Genomic DNA, 14,393 nt, shown 5'->3' on the forward strand with positions numbered 1-14,393 from the left:
CCTCCCCGCCGCACGATTGCCCCCACCCCACGCCACCCCAACCCTAGAAGGCGCATTACCCGGCCCCCGCCGCCCCAGGAGGAGCATGCCCGGCACCCGTCTGCCCAGGGCCGTGTTCGCCATGGACCCCGTGCACCTCCCGCTGCTCTTTCCCGACGCCCTGCTGAGCCGGCTGCGCCGGACGGCCGAGATCGACCCCGCGCTCGTCGTCCGGGACTTCACCGACCCGGCCGCCGCCCCCGCGCTGGCCCGCGCCGAGGTGCTGATCACCGGCTGGGGCTGCCCGCCCCTCGACCCCGCCGCCCTCGCCGCCACGCCCGCCCTGCGTGCCGTCCTGCACGCCGCGGGCTCGGTCCGCTCCCTGGCCGGGGAGGAGCTGTGGCGGCGCGGCATCGGCGTCTCCAGCGCCGCGGAGGCCAACGCCGTACCGGTCGCCGAGTACACCCTCGCGATGATCCTGCTCGCCGGGAAGGACGCCTTCGCCCACCGGGAGCGCTTCCGCGCCGTCCACGCCCACCCGTCCCACGCCCACACCGCGGCCACCGGCAACCTGGGCCGCCGTATCGGCGTCATCGGCGCCTCACGCGTGGGCCGCCGACTCCTCGAACTGCTGAAGCCGTACGACTTCCAGGTGCTGCTCCACGACCCGTACCTGGACCCCGCCGGGGCCGCCGCGCTCGGCGCCCGGCCGCTGCCGCTCGACGAACTGCTGCGCCGCAGCGACATCGTCACCCTGCACGCCCCCGACCTCCCCGAGACGCACCACCTGCTGGACCGGCGGCGGCTGGCGCTGATCCGCGACGGCGGCGTCCTCATCAACACCTCCCGGGGCGCCCTGGTCGACCACACCGCCCTCACCGACGAGCTGGCGGGCGGCCGCCTCAGCGCCGTCCTCGACGTCACCGACCCCGAGCCGCTCCCCGCCGACTCGCCCCTCTACACCCTCCCCAACGTCTTCCTCACCCCCCACATCGCGGGCTCGCTCGGCAACGAGCTGGAGCGGTTGGGGCGGGTCGTGGTCGGCGAGCTGGAGCGGCTGGCGGCGGGGGAGGAGCTGGCCCACGCGGTGCGCTACGCGGACCTGACGCGGATGGCCTGAGGACGATCCGCGGGGGGCCGGAACCGAAGGGACGGGGGTGACCCGGCGGGTGTGCCGGGCCGCGCCCGCCCCTGCTTCCGGACGGCCGGGCGGGCGGGGCCATGTCACAGACCGGCCATCGTGACCGTCATAGGGGTGATGCCTCAGTCGTCCGACGGAGCCGGAACCAGGAGATGATCATGGAAGCAGCCCCTACGGCCGCCGAGCTGGGGGGCGGTCGTGCATCCCGCGCGCTCTGCCGCACGGGGCATCCCCACCGCCGGCACACCGGGCGCCTGCGTGGCCGGTAGCACCGCAGACCCGGCCGCCCGGGCCCACGCCACCACCGCCTGACGCCCGCACGGCGCAGCGGGCACCGCGGAGCCCTCATCCCCTCCCGACGACCGGACCCGGTCCGGCACCGAGTCCCTTCCTGCCTTTTTCACCCGAGAGGAACCCATGAGTACGAACGAGCCCGCACTGGGGGCAGCCGCCGAACCAGGCGGCGCAGGCACGCCGGACGCACGTCAGCTGCGCATGATCCTCACCGCCGTCTCCGTAGCGCTGATGGCGGTCATCGCGTCCGTGTCCGGCCTGAACGTGGCGCAGACCCACCTGGCCGTCGAGTTCGAGGCCTCCCAGGGCACGGTCCTGTGGATCATCAACATCTACACCCTGGCCCTCGCCGCCCTGCTGCTCCCGCTCGGCGCGATCGGCGACCGGATCGGCCGCAAGCCCATGCTGATCGCGGGCCTCGTCGTGTTCGGCGGCGCCAGCATCCTGGCGGCCCTGGCCCCGTCGGCCGAGATCATGATCGCCGCCCGGGTGCTCAGCGGCATCGGCGCGGCGATGACCATGCCCATCACCCTCGCCGTGATCACCTCCACGTTCCCCGAGGAGGAGCGCGGCAAGGCGATCGGCGTATGGACCGGCGTCGCCGGTGGCGGCGGCATCCTCGGCATGTTCCTCTCCGCCCTGCTCGTGGACGTCGCCAGCTGGCGGTGGCTGTTCATGCTGCCCATCGTGCTCACCGTCATGGCGGTCGTCCTGACCCTGCGCTCGGTGCCCAACTCCCGTGAGCACGCCGGACACTCCTTCGACACCGTCGGCGCGCTGACCTCGGTCGTCGCCGTGGCCGGGCTCATCTTCACGCTCCAGGAAGGCCCGGAGCGCGGCTGGAGCGCCCCCGCCACCCTGATCGCCCTGGCCGTCGGCCTCGCCGCCGCCGTCTCCTTCGTGGCCTGGGAGCTGCGCCGCCGGGACGCCTCCCTGCTGGACGTGCGGCTCTTCCGGGAGCGCCGCCTGCTCAGCGGCTCCGTCGTGCTGCTGGTCGTCTTCGGCGTCCAGGCGGGCATCGCCGTGGTCCTCTTCCCGTTCCTCCAGGCCGTGCTCGGCTGGTCCGGCCTCCAGTCCACGCTCGCCCTGATGCCGATGGCCATCCTGATGATGGTGGCCGCCGGTGTGGCCCCCCGGCTGGCCATGCGCGTCGGCGCCCGCACGACCATGGTCACCGGCATAGGGCTGGGCGGTGTCGGCCTCATCCTCATGGCCCTCTTCGTCACGGTCGACAACGGCTATCTGTCCATCCTGCCCGGCATGCTCGCCATGGGCTTCGGCATGGGCCTGGCGATGACACCGTCCACCGAGGCCATCACCGCCTCCCTGCCGAGCGAGCGTCAGGGCGTCGCCTCCGCGCTCAACGACGTCACCCGCGAGTTCGGCACCGCGCTGGGCGTGGCCATGATCGGCGCCCTGCTGTCGGCCGGGTACCGCAACGCGATCGACGACAAGCTCGGCGGCATCCCCGACGCCACCGCGGACACCGCGCGCGAGGGCATCGCCAACGCCGTCGAGGTCGCGGGCAGCGCGGGCTCCCAGCAGGCCGCGCTGCTGGACGCCGCCCAGCAGTCCTTCGTCGACGGCTGGCAGCAGGCCATGTGGGTGGGCGCCGCCGTCACCGGCGTCACCTTCCTCTACGTCCTCTTCCGCGGCCCGAAGAACGAGGTCCCCGCGCCGGTGCACGACGACAAGGAGGCCGCCCCCGAGACCGTCGCCTCGTGACACCCCCCGCTTCGACGGGCTATACCACCGACGCGCCGTTCCCACCAGCCCGAGGCACTGGTGGGAACGGCGCCTTGTGCGTTCCTGCACCCAACGACGTGCGGAACATTAGCTCCCTTCCAATGGCGCTGTAGCGGCGACTGACAGCGTTACGGCTCGGTTCGAACCCGGAACTGACTGTCTACGCCGACTGCTTGGAGCCATTGATGTCCGGAGGTGCTGCGATGAGAGTGACCCGCGTGGTCATCACCTCGGGCATCAACGGATCGGCTCCGTTAGTCGACTTACCCCTTTCGCGCGGCGAAATCCGGCCCGGCACCGCCCCCGAACGGTAGCTTTCCCAGCTCCGCGAGGCGTCCACGACCCGGAGTTTCACTTCACGCGCATCCTCGGCCGTCCCCCCAAAAGCCGTCGAGGCGTCCCATGTATCGGTGCCCAATTCACATGTCCGGCACCCGAGTTCGTGCAGCGGTACGTCAAGGGCAACGCCAGTTCCCCAAAATGGGCCCCCTTCCCGGCGGCCCCGCCTCATCAAACAAGGAAGACGAACATGACGATGTCCGGACGTACCTCCGACTCAGACTTCTCGCTGGGCCGCAGATCGCTGCTGCTCGGCGGCTCCTCGGCCGCCGCCCTCACCCTGCTCGGCGTCCCCCAGGCGGCCAACGCGGCCACCGGCGACGAGGCACCCCAGTTCGACTTCGACCTCGACACCGACAACTACATCAAGTGGGTCAAGCCCTCCACCGACGCGGGCGCCAGCCAGTCGCCCCTCCAGGACTTCATCGGCTCGATGGACGCGACCGTCATCCTGTGGCTGAGCAGGGTGGGCAACATAGCGGCGTTCGACGCGGTGGCGCCCTACCACGAGACCGCGGTCGGTCTGTACTCCCGGATCCCGCGCCGCCCCTCCAGCGAGTCCGCCACCAACCGCAACATGAACATCGCCATCCTCTACACCCAGCTGCGCATGTTCGAGCGCACGCTGCCGGGCGGCCTGCGCGGGCCCGCGGGGAGCGTGCGGCAGATGATGGTCGCCTTCGGCCTGGACCCCGACGACCAGTCGGAGGACCTGACCAGCCCCGTCGGCATCGGCAACGTGGCCTTCAACGCCGTCTGGAACGCCCTGAAGAACGACGGCATGAACGTCCTCGGCTACGACGGCGGCCGCAAGTACAACCCCCGCCCCTGGGCGGACTACACCGGCTACCAGCCCGTGAACACCGCCTTCAAGCTGAACAACCCCTCGCGCTGGCAGCCCCAGCTGCACGCCCACAACGGCCGTCGAGCCGGGGGCGGACCGGGCGACATGGGCATCTACGTCACCCAGCACTTCGTGACCCCGCAGATCGCCCTGACCAAGCCGCACATCTACGCCGACCCGGCCCGGTTCCGGCTCGACCCGCCCAAGTACAGCGACCACACCCGGCCCCGCGACTACAAGCGCTCGGTCGACGAGATCCTCGAGGCGTCGGCCTCGCTCAACGACGAGCGCAAGGCGATCGCCGAGGTCATGGACAACAAGCTCTGGGGCATCGGCTACACGTCCACCGTCATCGGCCGCAAGTACGACGAGAACAACGAACTGGGCGTGTTCGGCTGGGCCGCCTGGTCGCTCCAGCACTTCCTCGCGACCTTCGACGCGCTGATCGCCGCCTGGCGCAACAAGCGCGAGTACGACGCCGTACGGCCGGTCAGCGCGGTCCGGCACGTGTACGGCCGCAGCAAGGTGACCGCCTGGGGCGGGCCCGGAGTGGGCACGGTCAAGGACATCCCGGCCACCGAGTGGGAGCCGTACCTGCCGACGAGCGACCACCCCGAGTACCCGTCGGGCTCCACGTCGATGTGCGCCGCCGGCGCTCAGACGGCACGGCGCTTCTTCGACTCCGAGGTGCTGGACTGGGCGCTGGACTTCGCCGGAGGCGCCTCCGTGGTGGAGCCGGGAATGACTCCGGCGAAGGACCTCCAGCTCCACTTCCGCACGTGGGCCGAGTTCAACAGGGCGTGCGCGAACAGCCGGGTCTGGGGCGGTGTCCACTTCCGCGGGACGGTCGAGCGGTCCCTCGTCTTCGGTGAGCCGTTCGGCGACATGGCCCACGAGTTCGTGCAGCGGTACATCAAGGGCGACGTCAAGAAGTGACGTCAGGGCCGGGGCCCGTGAGGTTACGGCGTCCCGCCGTACCGTCACCGGCCCTCACCTGGCGTGTCCCGTACCGCACCTGATCGCCCCCGGCGCCCGGCACGGGCAGCTCCAGCAGCTCGCGGATCCGGCGGGCGTGCGCCGCACCGGTGTGCTCGTCGACGGAGCGCAGATGGCCGAGGAAGGTGTCGGCGTCGGACGCCTCCGCCGCCTGCCGCCAGAACGGCAGCCCGGCCTCCAGTTCGGCCACCAGCTGCTCGGTGGGCCGCTGGGCGCCGGGCAGTTCGGCCTCCGCCAGCAGGCCGATGCTCTCCGCCTGCGCCTCGGCCATCCGCTCGGCCCAGGCGGTGGCACCGGCCAGGTCGTCCCGGGGGCCGTTGGCGGGCCGGAGCACGGAGCCCACGTTCAGCGGCTTCAGGGCGGTGAGGAAGGTGTGCTGGGCGGGGGTGAGGTCCGCGCCGTCGTTGCGCACCGAGTGGTCGAGCCGGGCGGTGCCCGGTCGGCCCACCCAGCACAGCACCGTACGGCGGCCGCTCAGCCAGCCGCGCTCGTCCGGGTGGAAGTAGTAGGTCTGGAGACGGCCGAAGGCCGCGGGGTCGAGCGAGTAGTCCAGGAACCGCTCGGCGCAGCGCGGCCAGGCGAGCGCCGCTATCCGCTCCCGGCCCGGGAACTCCTCGCCGGTGAGGGTGAAGGAGGCGTACAGCTCCGCGCGGTGCGGCTGGTCGCACGGTGTGACCCGCACGCCCGAGTCGAACAGCGAGGGAGAGTCCTTCTCCGGCAGCTTGTCGTCGGGCGTGAAGCAGTCGCCGGTCTCCAGGGCGTCGATCGTCGTCCAGCCCTCCCGCACGACCTCACCGGCGTCGTCGCGCGCCGGCACGGTCCAGACCTTCAGGTCGAGGGCGGGCACGAGCACGGCGGCCAGCAGGAGTACGGCGCCGGAGACGGAGAGCCCGGCGACCGCCAGGCCCTTGCCGCGCTCCCCGCGCCGGGAGATCTGGCGGAGCGCCACGATGCCGAAGACCAGCCCGAGGGGGGCGAGGCACACCAGCGAGGTCACCAGGGCGACGACCGCGAAGGCGTTCAGCGGCGCGGGTGCCGGTGCCGGTGGCACCGGCGGCCACTGCCCACCGCCCGGATACCCGCCGGGCTGGTGGTGCGGCGGCTGGGGCGGGTACGACGGCGGGGGCATGGACATACGGTGTGGCCTTCCGGGCGTGCAGGGGCGCGGGCCGCCCGCCCGTGAGGGCCGTGCGCAGCGGCCCAGGGTTTGTATTCATTGCGCCGAGGCGCTGTCAAGCAAGGGAAGCAAGGCGACATTCGGGACGGAGCATGCGATGCCACCGCGTCCGTCCCGCCGGAAGCCGGTGCCGTGGTGATCGCCTCATCTCCGGTGTCTTCCCGCCGCGTTGGCGGCATGCCTAGGGTAGAGACGTTTAGGAAGCGCTTTCTATCGTAGGGGTCGACGGCCCTCGGGCGGGCCGGAGAGGTGGTTCCCGATGGTCCGTACGGGCAGTCCCAGCGCACCGGCCGCCGGGCCGACACTGGCGGTGGTCGCCCGGGAAGCCGGAGTCTCGGTGCCGACCGCCTCCAAGGTGGTCAACGGCCGGGAGGACGTGGCCCCCGAGACCCGCCGCCGCGTCACCGAGGCTCTCGACCGGCTCGGCTACGTCCGCCGACCCCGCTACGACACCGCCAGGGCACCCCAGCTGGTGGACCTGGTGGTGCACTCCCTGGACACCTCCTGGTCGGGGGCGGTGCTGCGGGGCGTGGAACAGGCGGCCCACGACGCCGGACTCGACGTCGTGGTGTCGGCCGGGCTCGCCCGCGGCCGGGCCGGACGGCCGGAACGGGGCTGGCTGGACAAGCTCACGACACGCGGCTCGGCGGGCGTGCTGTTCAACCTCGCCGAGCTGACCGAGTCGCAGTACGCGTGGCTGGAGCACCACCGCATCCCGTACGTGATGATCGACCCGCTGGTGGAACCGCCGCCCGGCGTGGTCTCCGTCGGCGCCGCGAACTGGCAGGGCGGGGTCACCGCGACCGAGCACCTGCTGGCCCTCGGCCACCGCCGCATCGGCGTCGTCGCCGGACCCCGGCGCACCCTGTGCAGTGGCGCGCGGATCGCCGGGTACCTCTCGGCCCTGGCGTCGGCGGGCCTCGGGCACGACCCCGAGTACGTCCGCCACGCCGGGTTCGACGAGGCCGCGGCACACCGCCGCACCCATGAACTCCTCGACCTGCCCGAGCCGCCGACGGCCCTCTTCGTCTGCTCCGACCGCATGGCCCTCGGCGTGTACGAGGCGCTGGCCGACCGGGGGCTCGGCGTCCCGGGCGACATCAGCGTCGTCGGATTCGACGACCTGCCCGAGGCACGCTGGACCGCCCCGCCGCTGACCACCGTCCGCCAGCCGCTGTCCGAGATGGCCGCCACCGCGCTGCGCCTGCTGGTCCGCATGATGGACGGCGACCGCCCGGAGAGCACCCGCACGGAACTGTCGACCCGCCTGGTGGAACGGTCCAGCACGGCCCCGCCGCGCCCCTGAGTTCAGCCGGACGGCAGCCGGGCCGCCCAGGCGATCCCGCCCCGCAGATGGGCGCGGAAGCCCGGGTCGGCGTACGCCTCGGACGCATGCCCGAGGGCGGTGTAGAACACCCGGCCGCCACCCCGCTCATGGCACCACGCCAGCGGATGGTCGTCCCCCATCCCGCCCCCCTCGTACGACGACTCGTCGGCCCGCAGCAGCACTCGCACCCGCCCCCGCGGACTCTCCCGGAAGTCGTACCACTCGTCCGTGAACTCCCATACGGCGGACAGGTGCCGGGTCGCCGGATGGTCACCGTCCTCCACCAGCACCCGGCCCGGCTGGAGGGCGGGATGCCTCTCGAAGCGGGCGCCGAGGAGGTCGCCGTAGTACGGCCACTCGTACTCGGTGCAGGCGGCGGCGTGCACACCGACGAACCCGCCGCCGGACTCGACGTACCCCGCGAGCCGGGCCCGCCCGGCCTCGGTCAGCACCTCACCGCTGGTGGAGAGGAAGACGACGGCGGCGTAACCGTCCAACGGCGCCGCGAGCCGTTCGGGGTCCTCGGTGTGGTCGACGCCGAACGCGCCGAGGCCGCGCAGGGCGTCGACGGCGGCCGGGATGGAGTCGTGCCGGTAGTCGGTGGTGCGGGTGAACACGAGGAGCCGGGGCGGCATGGGTGCGGACTCCGCCACGAGCCGTCCCGGGCGCGCCCCGGTGCGCTGTTCCGTCATCCGCCCACGCCCACGCCGTTGTTGGGGGCGCCGTCGCCCTCCGGAGGCAGGTCGCCGCGCTCCACCGGCGCGGTGGGCCCGGTGCCGGCCGCGGGCGGCAGCAGGGCGTCGAGTTCATCGCCGGACGGCCGGTGCACGGCGTCGACGGCGGCGCGCAAGGTGGCGCGCGGCACCCCGGAGTCGGCGCTCAGCCGGATCACCTGGCCGTCCCTCGCCAGGGCGTACTCGTGCTGGGAGCGGCCGTCGCGGTACCAGGCGTCACCGTCGCGCTCGCACTCCGTCGGGCCCCGGCCCAGATCACCGACCGCCTGCCCGGGACAGCTCGCGGCGGTCATCGAACCGTGGTCCACGGTGAGGGTGAAGTGCGTGCCGGTGCTCCGGGAGAAGTACGACGCGGAGAAACCGTCGTCGCCGGAGACGCCGACGGACTGCTGGGCGAGGGCGAAGCCCGGGGCGCCGGTGACGTAGACGTGCTCGGGGGCGATACCGAGGGCGGTGGCGCGGTCGGCCAGTTCCTCGGAGACGGCGGTTCCGGTGGGGGCGGGGGTCTTGGCGGTGGAGGCGGTGGCGCCGTCGGCGGAGGGCGCCTTCTCCTTGCCGCAGCCGGTGAGCAGCAGGACGGGGACCACCAGCAGCGGTGGCAGGAGTGACGGGAGCGACCGGCGGGGCGGGAGGCGTCGGACACGGGACATGGGGTCCATCCTGCCGTACAAACGTTCCATTCGGCGGACCGGACCGCGATAGCCTCGACGCCGATGAACACCATCCCCACGGCACTGGACCACCTCGTCCTCGCGACGCCCGATCTGGCCGCCACCATCGCAGACTTCACCGAGCGCACCGGCGTGGCGCCCGCCGTGGGGGGTGTCCATGTCGGGCTCGGCACCCGCAACTACCTCGTGGCGCTGGGCGGCACCGGCTATCTGGAGATCATCGGTCCCGACCCCGAGCAGGCCCACCACGACGGCCCGCGCCCCTTCGGCGTGGAGGGGCTGACCGGCCCGCGCACGGCGACCTGGGCGATCCGCACGACCGACCTGGACGCCGCCGCCGTCGACGCCGCCCGCGCCCGCGGCTACGACCCCGGCCCCGCCCACCCGATGAGCCGCCGCACCCCCGACGGCACCCTGCTCGAATGGCGGCTGACCGGCCCGGCACATCCCTGCGGCCTGGTGCCGTTCCTCATCGACTGGGGCACCTCGGCCCACCCCACCGCCTCCGGCCTGCCGACCACTCCGCTCCTGGAAGTGTCGGCGACCACGCCCGAGCCCGAGAAGATCCACCGCGTGCTGACCGCCCTGGGCACCGAACTGGCCCTCACCGAGGGCCCGGAGGGCATGACCTTCACGCTGGACACCCCACGCGGCCCCGTCACCTTCGACTGACCGCCCGCTACCTCGCCCCGCCCTCGCGGGCCACGAACTCCTCTTCCTCGCCCTTGCGGGCCACGAACACCAGCTCGCGCCCCGGACGGTCCGGCGCGTCCCGTACGCCCTCCACCACGAAGCCCTCGGCGACCAGGTCCTCCGCGACCTCCGCGCGCTCCCGGAACCGCAGCGTCGAGTCGGAGACGAGCACCTCACCGTCGTCCTCGAAGACGAGGGTCGAACGGAACGTCACCAACGGGCCGCTGACCTCCGTCACTTCGAGCCAGCTCTCCACCGCACCGCCACCGGGCAGCGGGGCCACCCCGTGCGTCGCCGCCCGGTTCCACTCCTCCCAGGCCCGCCGCCCCGGATCCCGGGTCTCGAACACCAGACGACCCCCCGGCCGCAACGCCCGGTGCGCCCCGCGCAGGGTCGCCCGCCACTCCTCGTGGCCGACTATGGCCTGGGCGGCGTTGCCCGTCATGGTCGCGAGGTCGACCCGCAGCGGCGGCAACGCCGTGGCGTCCCCGTCCAGCCACCGCACCCGCTCCGCGCCCGGCTTGCCCCGCGCCACGTCCAGCGAGGCCCGCGCGGGATCCACCCCCACCACCTCGATCCCACGCTCCGCGAGCAGCAGCGCGAACACCCCGGTCCCGCAGCCGATGTCCAGCACCCGGCGCGCCCCGAACTCCGCCGCCATGGCCAAGTAGGCGTCCAGATCGCCGCGTTCGCCGTCGAGGACGTCGTAGACGGCGGCCAGCCGCGGATGCCCGAAGAGCGCGTCAACCATGGGGCGACGGTAGGCAGCGGGGGAGGGCGGGGCAACCGGATTTCGTCAGCGCAGGAGGGAGCGGTCGGTGGGGGCGAGCCGCAGCACCTGGGGAGGCGCCGCCCACTGCCGTTCCAGGCCCGGCAGGACCTCGTCCCGCACCACGGGGTCGGCCGCCGTCGCGGCGGCGTGCTCCCGCCGGGCACGCTCGTCCGGGTACGAGGTGAGGACCACCACGACGTTCTCCCCGGCACGGACCGGCAGCCGGGTGAAGGTGTTCGCGGCGGTCTCGGTGACGAGGACGGCGAGCGGCGCGGGCCCCGACCCGCGCAGGGCGGGCAGGAGACCGTCCCGGAGCAGGGCGACCCCGTGGGACCGCCCGGGCGGGAAGGACCACACCGTCGCGGACACGAGCCGGTCCGGCGCGGGGGAACCGGCAACTGGCCGAGGCCGGGGCCGAGGCCGACCAGCCGGGAGGACGCCGGGACCGGTGTCGGCGGACAGGGGGCGCAGCAGCAGGACGTCGTCGGAGTCGACCATGGTGGCGTTGGCGCGGGGACCGTGCTCGGCCCAGACCGGGCCGCCGTAGAAGGCGGTGAGCGCGGCATGACGTGCCGCCATGTCCGGGAAGCCGCGCAGCCAGACGAAGCGGTCCGGATCGTCGAGGTCCCGGAACTGTCCGAGCACGGTCATCCCCGTCGCCTCCTGCGTCTCGACGAACTCCCGGTCGAACAGCCCGACGAGTTCATCGCGCCGCCCCGGACGCAACGTGTACTGGCGAAGCTCGATCACGGTGGGACGGCCGTCGGACACGGTGAACTCCTGTCTGGTGCTGGTGGAGGAGGGGGCGCCGGGCTGACGCTAGACGGAGCGTGTGACAGCCGCTGTCAGGGATTCCGGAGAGAATGCGGGCATGTCTGCCGGACGACTGCTGTCGGTGCTGCTGTTGCTGCAATCCCGGGGCCGCCTCTCCGCGCGGGCCATCGCCGACGAACTCGGGGTGTCCGTGCGGACCGCCTACCGGGACCTCGGACGACTCCAGCAGGCCGGGGTCCCGCTCTACGCCGAGCCCGGCCCCGGCGGCGGCTACCAACTGGTCGACGGCTACCGCACCCGCCTCACCGGCCTCACCGAAGGCGAGGCACGGGCCCTGTTCCTCGCCGGGCTGCCCGGCCCCGCCGCCGACCTGGGGCTCGCGGCGGACGTCGCGGCGGCACGGCTGAAACTGCTCGCGGCGCTGCCGACCGAACTACGCCAGGAGGCGGCACGGACCGCGGCCGTGTTCCACGTGGACGCGCCGGGCTGGTACACGGAACCCGAGGAGACGCCGTACCTGCCGCTGCTCGTCGACGCCGTGCTCAGCCGCCGTACCGTCGACGTGCGGTACCGGAGATGGCGCGCCCCGCAGGAGGTCGACCGTCGCCTCCGCCCCTACGGCCTGGTGCTGAAGTCCGGCGTCTGGTACGTCGTCGCCGCCACCGACCGGGGCATCGCGACGTACCGGGCCGCCCAGGTCCTGGACGCGCGGCTCACCGAGGAACGCTTCGACCGGCCCCGGGACTTCGACCTGCGCGCCCACTGGGCGTCCTACCTCGCCGACTTCCAGGCCCGCCGCCACACCGGCACCGCCACCGTCCGCCTCTCCCCGCGCGGACGCCGGCGCCTGCCCGACAACATGCCCCCCGAGGTCGTACGCGCGGCCGAGGCCACCGCGGTCGCCGTCGGTGACGACGGCTGGATCGAGGCCGTCATCCCGACCGAGAGCGTCCCGCACGCCTGCGGCGAGCTGCTGCGCCTCGGCACCGACGTGGAGGTCATGGCACCACCGGAACTGCGCAGGGCCATGCGCGAGGCGGTGGCCGAGCTGGCCCGGAGGTACGGGTGACCTGGGGTGCGGGCCCGTGAGCTGCTCGGTCACCAGGAGGTTCCCCTGTCACCGAAAAGTGCGTTCTTCCAGGTCAGCGCTCACTCTCCTAAAGTTCCCGAGTAACCCCAAGAAATCGCCCCGACTGCTGGGAGCCCTTGATGTCCATCACCCTCCACAACCCCGCCGGACTCCCCCGGACCGACGCCTACCACCACGTCTCCGTGGCCACCGGCTCACGCCTGGTCTTCCTCGCCGGACAGGTCGCCTGGAACGCCGACGGCGTCACGGTCGGCGAAGGCGACCTCGCCGCCCAGGTCGAGCAGTGCTACCTCAACGTCGGCACCGCCCTCGCCGAGGTCGGCGCCACCTTCGACGACGTGGCCAAGCTCAACGTCCACGTCGTCGACTGGACCCCCGACAAGATGCCCCACCTCATGGACGGCATCACCCGCGCCGCCGCGAAGCTGGGCACCACCCCGACGCCCCCGGCCACGCTGCTCGGCGTCGCGGCACTGGACGTGCCCGAGCACATGGTGGAGGTGGAGGCGATCGCGGTCCTCGACTGAAGCCGGGTGCGGCGGGTTTCGGGGCACGGGTGGGTGGCCTGGAGCCGGGTGTGGCGGGTTTTGGGGCACGGGTGGGTGGCCTGGAGCCGGGTGTGGCGGGTTTTGGGGCACGGGTGGGTGGCTTGAAGCCCGGCGTGGCGGGTTTCAGGACACGGGTGGCCGCGCCAGGGCCCGCGCGACCGACCCGATGGTCCCCGGCCCCACCCGGCAGCACCCACCGATCAGCCGCGCCCCCGCCGCCCGCCACTCCGGCACCAGCTCCGCCGAGAAGGTGACGGGACCGCGCCAGCCGCGCCCGCCCGCGTCCCACGTCTCCCCGCTGTTGGGGTAGACCACGACCGGCTTCCCCGTCACGCGCGCCGCCGTCGCCACGGCCTGACCCGCGTCCCCCGGGGCACAACAGTTCACGCCGACCGCGATCACCTCGTCCACCTCGGCCGCCAGCGCGAAGGCCTCCTCCAACGGCTGCCCGGCGCGGGTGCGGTCGCCGTCGACGGTGTACGACAACCAGGCCGGGACCCCGAGCCCACGCACCGCCCGCAGCAGCGCCCTGGCCTCGTCGGTGTCGGGGACCGTCTCCAGCGCGAGCACGTCCGGCGCGGCCCCCGCCAGCACCTCCAGACGCGGCCGGTGAAACCGCTCCAGCTCCGCCACGGTGAGCCCGTACCGCCCCCGGTACTCGGAGCCGTCCGCGAGCATCGCCCCGTACGGCCCCGCCGACGCCGCCACCCACAACGGCCGCCCGGCACCCCGCACCCGTGCCCGCGCCGCCGCCTCCCGAGCCACCGCCACGCTCAGCGCCAGCAACTCACCCGCACGCTCCCGCCCGATCCCACGCCGCGCGAAGCCCTCGAAGGTCGCCTGATAGCTGACGGTCGTCGCCACGTCCGCCCCCGCCTCGAAAAACGCCAGATGCGCCCCGACCACAGCCTCCGGCCGCTCCACCAACAACCGCGCCGACCACAACCCACCCCCCAGCTCGTGCCCCGCAGCTTCCAACTGGCTGGCCATCCCCCCGTCCAGCACGACGGGCCGGGCGGCGAGGGCTTCGGGGAGGGGGAGGGGTGGGGGGAGGGTGGAAGGAAGGGCGGGGGGAACGATGTCGCCGGTCATGCCTTCGACGGTAGACGGGGGAGAGGCGGGGGGCAGGCCGGGCGAAGGCGTGTTGGACGCGTTGCCGTGGGGGCCGCCCGCTTCTTCGCCAGTGTCGTGCTTCCACGACCCGGCCTCAAGGGCGCTCCGCTATCGCTCCGCGTCGCCTTCGGCGATGGCCCAGCGGGCCCCCCATG

Annotated in this window: 13 protein-coding genes; 7 read left to right on the forward strand and 6 right to left on the reverse strand. The window is 73.3% G+C overall.

Features of this window, described 5'->3' with window-relative positions; all coding sequences use genetic code 11:
• Nucleotides 1-85: 85 nt before the first annotated feature.
• From KBY47_RS35205 to KBY47_RS35215, 3 genes are all read left to right on the forward strand, one after another.
• A complete protein-coding gene (locus tag KBY47_RS35205) occupies nucleotides 86-1,099 on the forward strand; it encodes a hydroxyacid dehydrogenase (RefSeq protein ID WP_210928559.1) in 1,014 nt (337 codons plus the stop codon).
• Between the two features lie 438 nt (nucleotides 1,100-1,537).
• A complete protein-coding gene (locus KBY47_RS35210) occupies nucleotides 1,538-3,139 on the forward strand; it encodes an MFS transporter (protein ID WP_210928561.1) in 1,602 nt (533 codons plus the stop codon).
• A 550-nt stretch (nucleotides 3,140-3,689) separates the two neighbouring features.
• Nucleotides 3,690-5,279 (forward strand): DUF6851 domain-containing protein, encoded by a 1,590-nt coding sequence (locus KBY47_RS35215; protein WP_210928563.1) that lies wholly within the window; start codon nucleotides 3,690-3,692, stop codon nucleotides 5,277-5,279.
• Here KBY47_RS35215 and KBY47_RS35220 read toward each other — a convergent pair.
• Nucleotides 5,269-6,468 carry a DUF4190 domain-containing protein gene (locus KBY47_RS35220; RefSeq protein WP_247695726.1) on the reverse strand — a complete coding sequence of 400 codons (1,200 nt, stop codon included), beginning with the start codon at nucleotides 6,466-6,468 and terminating at the stop codon, nucleotides 5,269-5,271. The two genes, KBY47_RS35215 and KBY47_RS35220, sit on opposite strands and share 11 nt — an antisense overlap.
• 307 nt (nucleotides 6,469-6,775) lie before the next feature.
• Between KBY47_RS35220 and KBY47_RS35225 the strand changes: the two genes are divergently transcribed.
• On the forward strand, nucleotides 6,776-7,822 hold the full coding sequence (locus tag KBY47_RS35225; RefSeq protein WP_210928567.1) for a LacI family DNA-binding transcriptional regulator: 1,047 nt from the start codon (nucleotides 6,776-6,778) through the stop codon (nucleotides 7,820-7,822).
• 2 nt (nucleotides 7,823-7,824) lie between these two features.
• Here the strand turns inward: KBY47_RS35225 and KBY47_RS35230 are convergent, their stop codons facing one another.
• Together KBY47_RS35230 and KBY47_RS35235 are read right to left on the reverse strand one after the other, a co-directional pair.
• The gene (locus KBY47_RS35230) at nucleotides 7,825-8,478 is read right to left on the reverse strand and encodes a ThuA domain-containing protein (RefSeq protein WP_210928583.1); all 654 of its coding nucleotides are present in this window, start codon (nucleotides 8,476-8,478) and stop codon (nucleotides 7,825-7,827) included.
• A gap of 53 nt (nucleotides 8,479-8,531) precedes the next feature.
• On the reverse strand, nucleotides 8,532-9,227 hold the full coding sequence (locus KBY47_RS35235; RefSeq protein WP_210928569.1) for a hypothetical protein: 696 nt from the start codon (nucleotides 9,225-9,227) through the stop codon (nucleotides 8,532-8,534).
• A gap of 63 nt (nucleotides 9,228-9,290) precedes the next feature.
• Here KBY47_RS35235 and KBY47_RS35240 point away from each other — a divergent pair, with 63 nt between their 5' ends.
• Nucleotides 9,291-9,920 (forward strand): VOC family protein, encoded by a 630-nt coding sequence (locus KBY47_RS35240; protein WP_210928572.1) that lies wholly within the window; start codon nucleotides 9,291-9,293, stop codon nucleotides 9,918-9,920.
• 7 nt (nucleotides 9,921-9,927) lie between these two features.
• Here the strand turns inward: KBY47_RS35240 and KBY47_RS35245 are convergent, their stop codons facing one another.
• Both KBY47_RS35245 and KBY47_RS35250 read right to left on the reverse strand, forming a co-directional pair.
• Nucleotides 9,928-10,692 (reverse strand): bifunctional 2-polyprenyl-6-hydroxyphenol methylase/3-demethylubiquinol 3-O-methyltransferase UbiG, encoded by a 765-nt coding sequence (locus KBY47_RS35245; protein WP_210928574.1) that lies wholly within the window; start codon nucleotides 10,690-10,692, stop codon nucleotides 9,928-9,930.
• 45 nt (nucleotides 10,693-10,737) lie between these two features.
• Complete coding sequence (locus KBY47_RS35250; protein ID WP_308405403.1) at nucleotides 10,738-11,484, reverse strand: NIPSNAP family protein; 747 nt, start codon at nucleotides 11,482-11,484, stop codon at nucleotides 10,738-10,740.
• A 100-nt stretch (nucleotides 11,485-11,584) separates the two neighbouring features.
• Between KBY47_RS35250 and KBY47_RS35255 the strand changes: the two genes are divergently transcribed.
• Together KBY47_RS35255 and KBY47_RS35260 are read left to right on the forward strand one after the other, a co-directional pair.
• On the forward strand, nucleotides 11,585-12,556 hold the full coding sequence (locus tag KBY47_RS35255; protein ID WP_210928576.1) for a YafY family protein: 972 nt from the start codon (nucleotides 11,585-11,587) through the stop codon (nucleotides 12,554-12,556).
• A gap of 140 nt (nucleotides 12,557-12,696) precedes the next feature.
• Entirely contained in the window at nucleotides 12,697-13,104 is a 408-nt protein-coding gene (locus KBY47_RS35260) for a RidA family protein (RefSeq protein WP_210928578.1), read from the forward strand.
• Between the two features lie 144 nt (nucleotides 13,105-13,248).
• On the opposite strand, the gene mmuM is transcribed toward KBY47_RS35260, so the two are convergent.
• Entirely contained in the window at nucleotides 13,249-14,217 is a 969-nt protein-coding gene (mmuM, locus tag KBY47_RS35265; RefSeq protein ID WP_210928581.1) for a homocysteine S-methyltransferase, read from the reverse strand.
• Between the last annotated feature and the right edge of the window lie 176 nt (nucleotides 14,218-14,393).

The organism is Streptomyces sp. B93 (assembly GCF_018070565.1).
GTDB lineage: Bacteria > Actinomycetota > Actinomycetes > Streptomycetales > Streptomycetaceae > Streptomyces.

Excerpts from the sequence above, each read along its gene's own strand:
- KBY47_RS35205 (WP_210928559.1), top strand. The coding sequence starts at position 86 with ATGCCCGGCACCCGTCTGCCCAGGGCCGTGTTCGCCATGGACCCCGTG.
- KBY47_RS35210 (WP_210928561.1), top strand. The coding sequence starts at position 1,538 with ATGAGTACGAACGAGCCCGCACTGGGGGCAGCCGCCGAACCAGGCGGC.
- KBY47_RS35215 (WP_210928563.1), top strand. The coding sequence starts at position 3,690 with ATGACGATGTCCGGACGTACCTCCGACTCAGACTTCTCGCTGGGCCGC.
- KBY47_RS35220 (WP_247695726.1), bottom strand. The coding sequence starts at position 6,468 with ATGCCCCCGCCGTCGTACCCGCCCCAGCCGCCGCACCACCAGCCCGGC.
- KBY47_RS35225 (WP_210928567.1), top strand. The coding sequence starts at position 6,776 with ATGGTCCGTACGGGCAGTCCCAGCGCACCGGCCGCCGGGCCGACACTG.
- KBY47_RS35230 (WP_210928583.1), bottom strand. The coding sequence starts at position 8,478 with ATGCCGCCCCGGCTCCTCGTGTTCACCCGCACCACCGACTACCGGCAC.
- KBY47_RS35235 (WP_210928569.1), bottom strand. The coding sequence starts at position 9,227 with ATGTCCCGTGTCCGACGCCTCCCGCCCCGCCGGTCGCTCCCGTCACTC.
- KBY47_RS35240 (WP_210928572.1), top strand. The coding sequence starts at position 9,291 with ATGAACACCATCCCCACGGCACTGGACCACCTCGTCCTCGCGACGCCC.
- KBY47_RS35245 (WP_210928574.1), bottom strand. The coding sequence starts at position 10,692 with ATGGTTGACGCGCTCTTCGGGCATCCGCGGCTGGCCGCCGTCTACGAC.
- KBY47_RS35255 (WP_210928576.1), top strand. The coding sequence starts at position 11,585 with ATGTCTGCCGGACGACTGCTGTCGGTGCTGCTGTTGCTGCAATCCCGG.
- KBY47_RS35260 (WP_210928578.1), top strand. The coding sequence starts at position 12,697 with ATGTCCATCACCCTCCACAACCCCGCCGGACTCCCCCGGACCGACGCC.
- mmuM (WP_210928581.1), bottom strand. The coding sequence starts at position 14,217 with ATGACCGGCGACATCGTTCCCCCCGCCCTTCCTTCCACCCTCCCCCCA.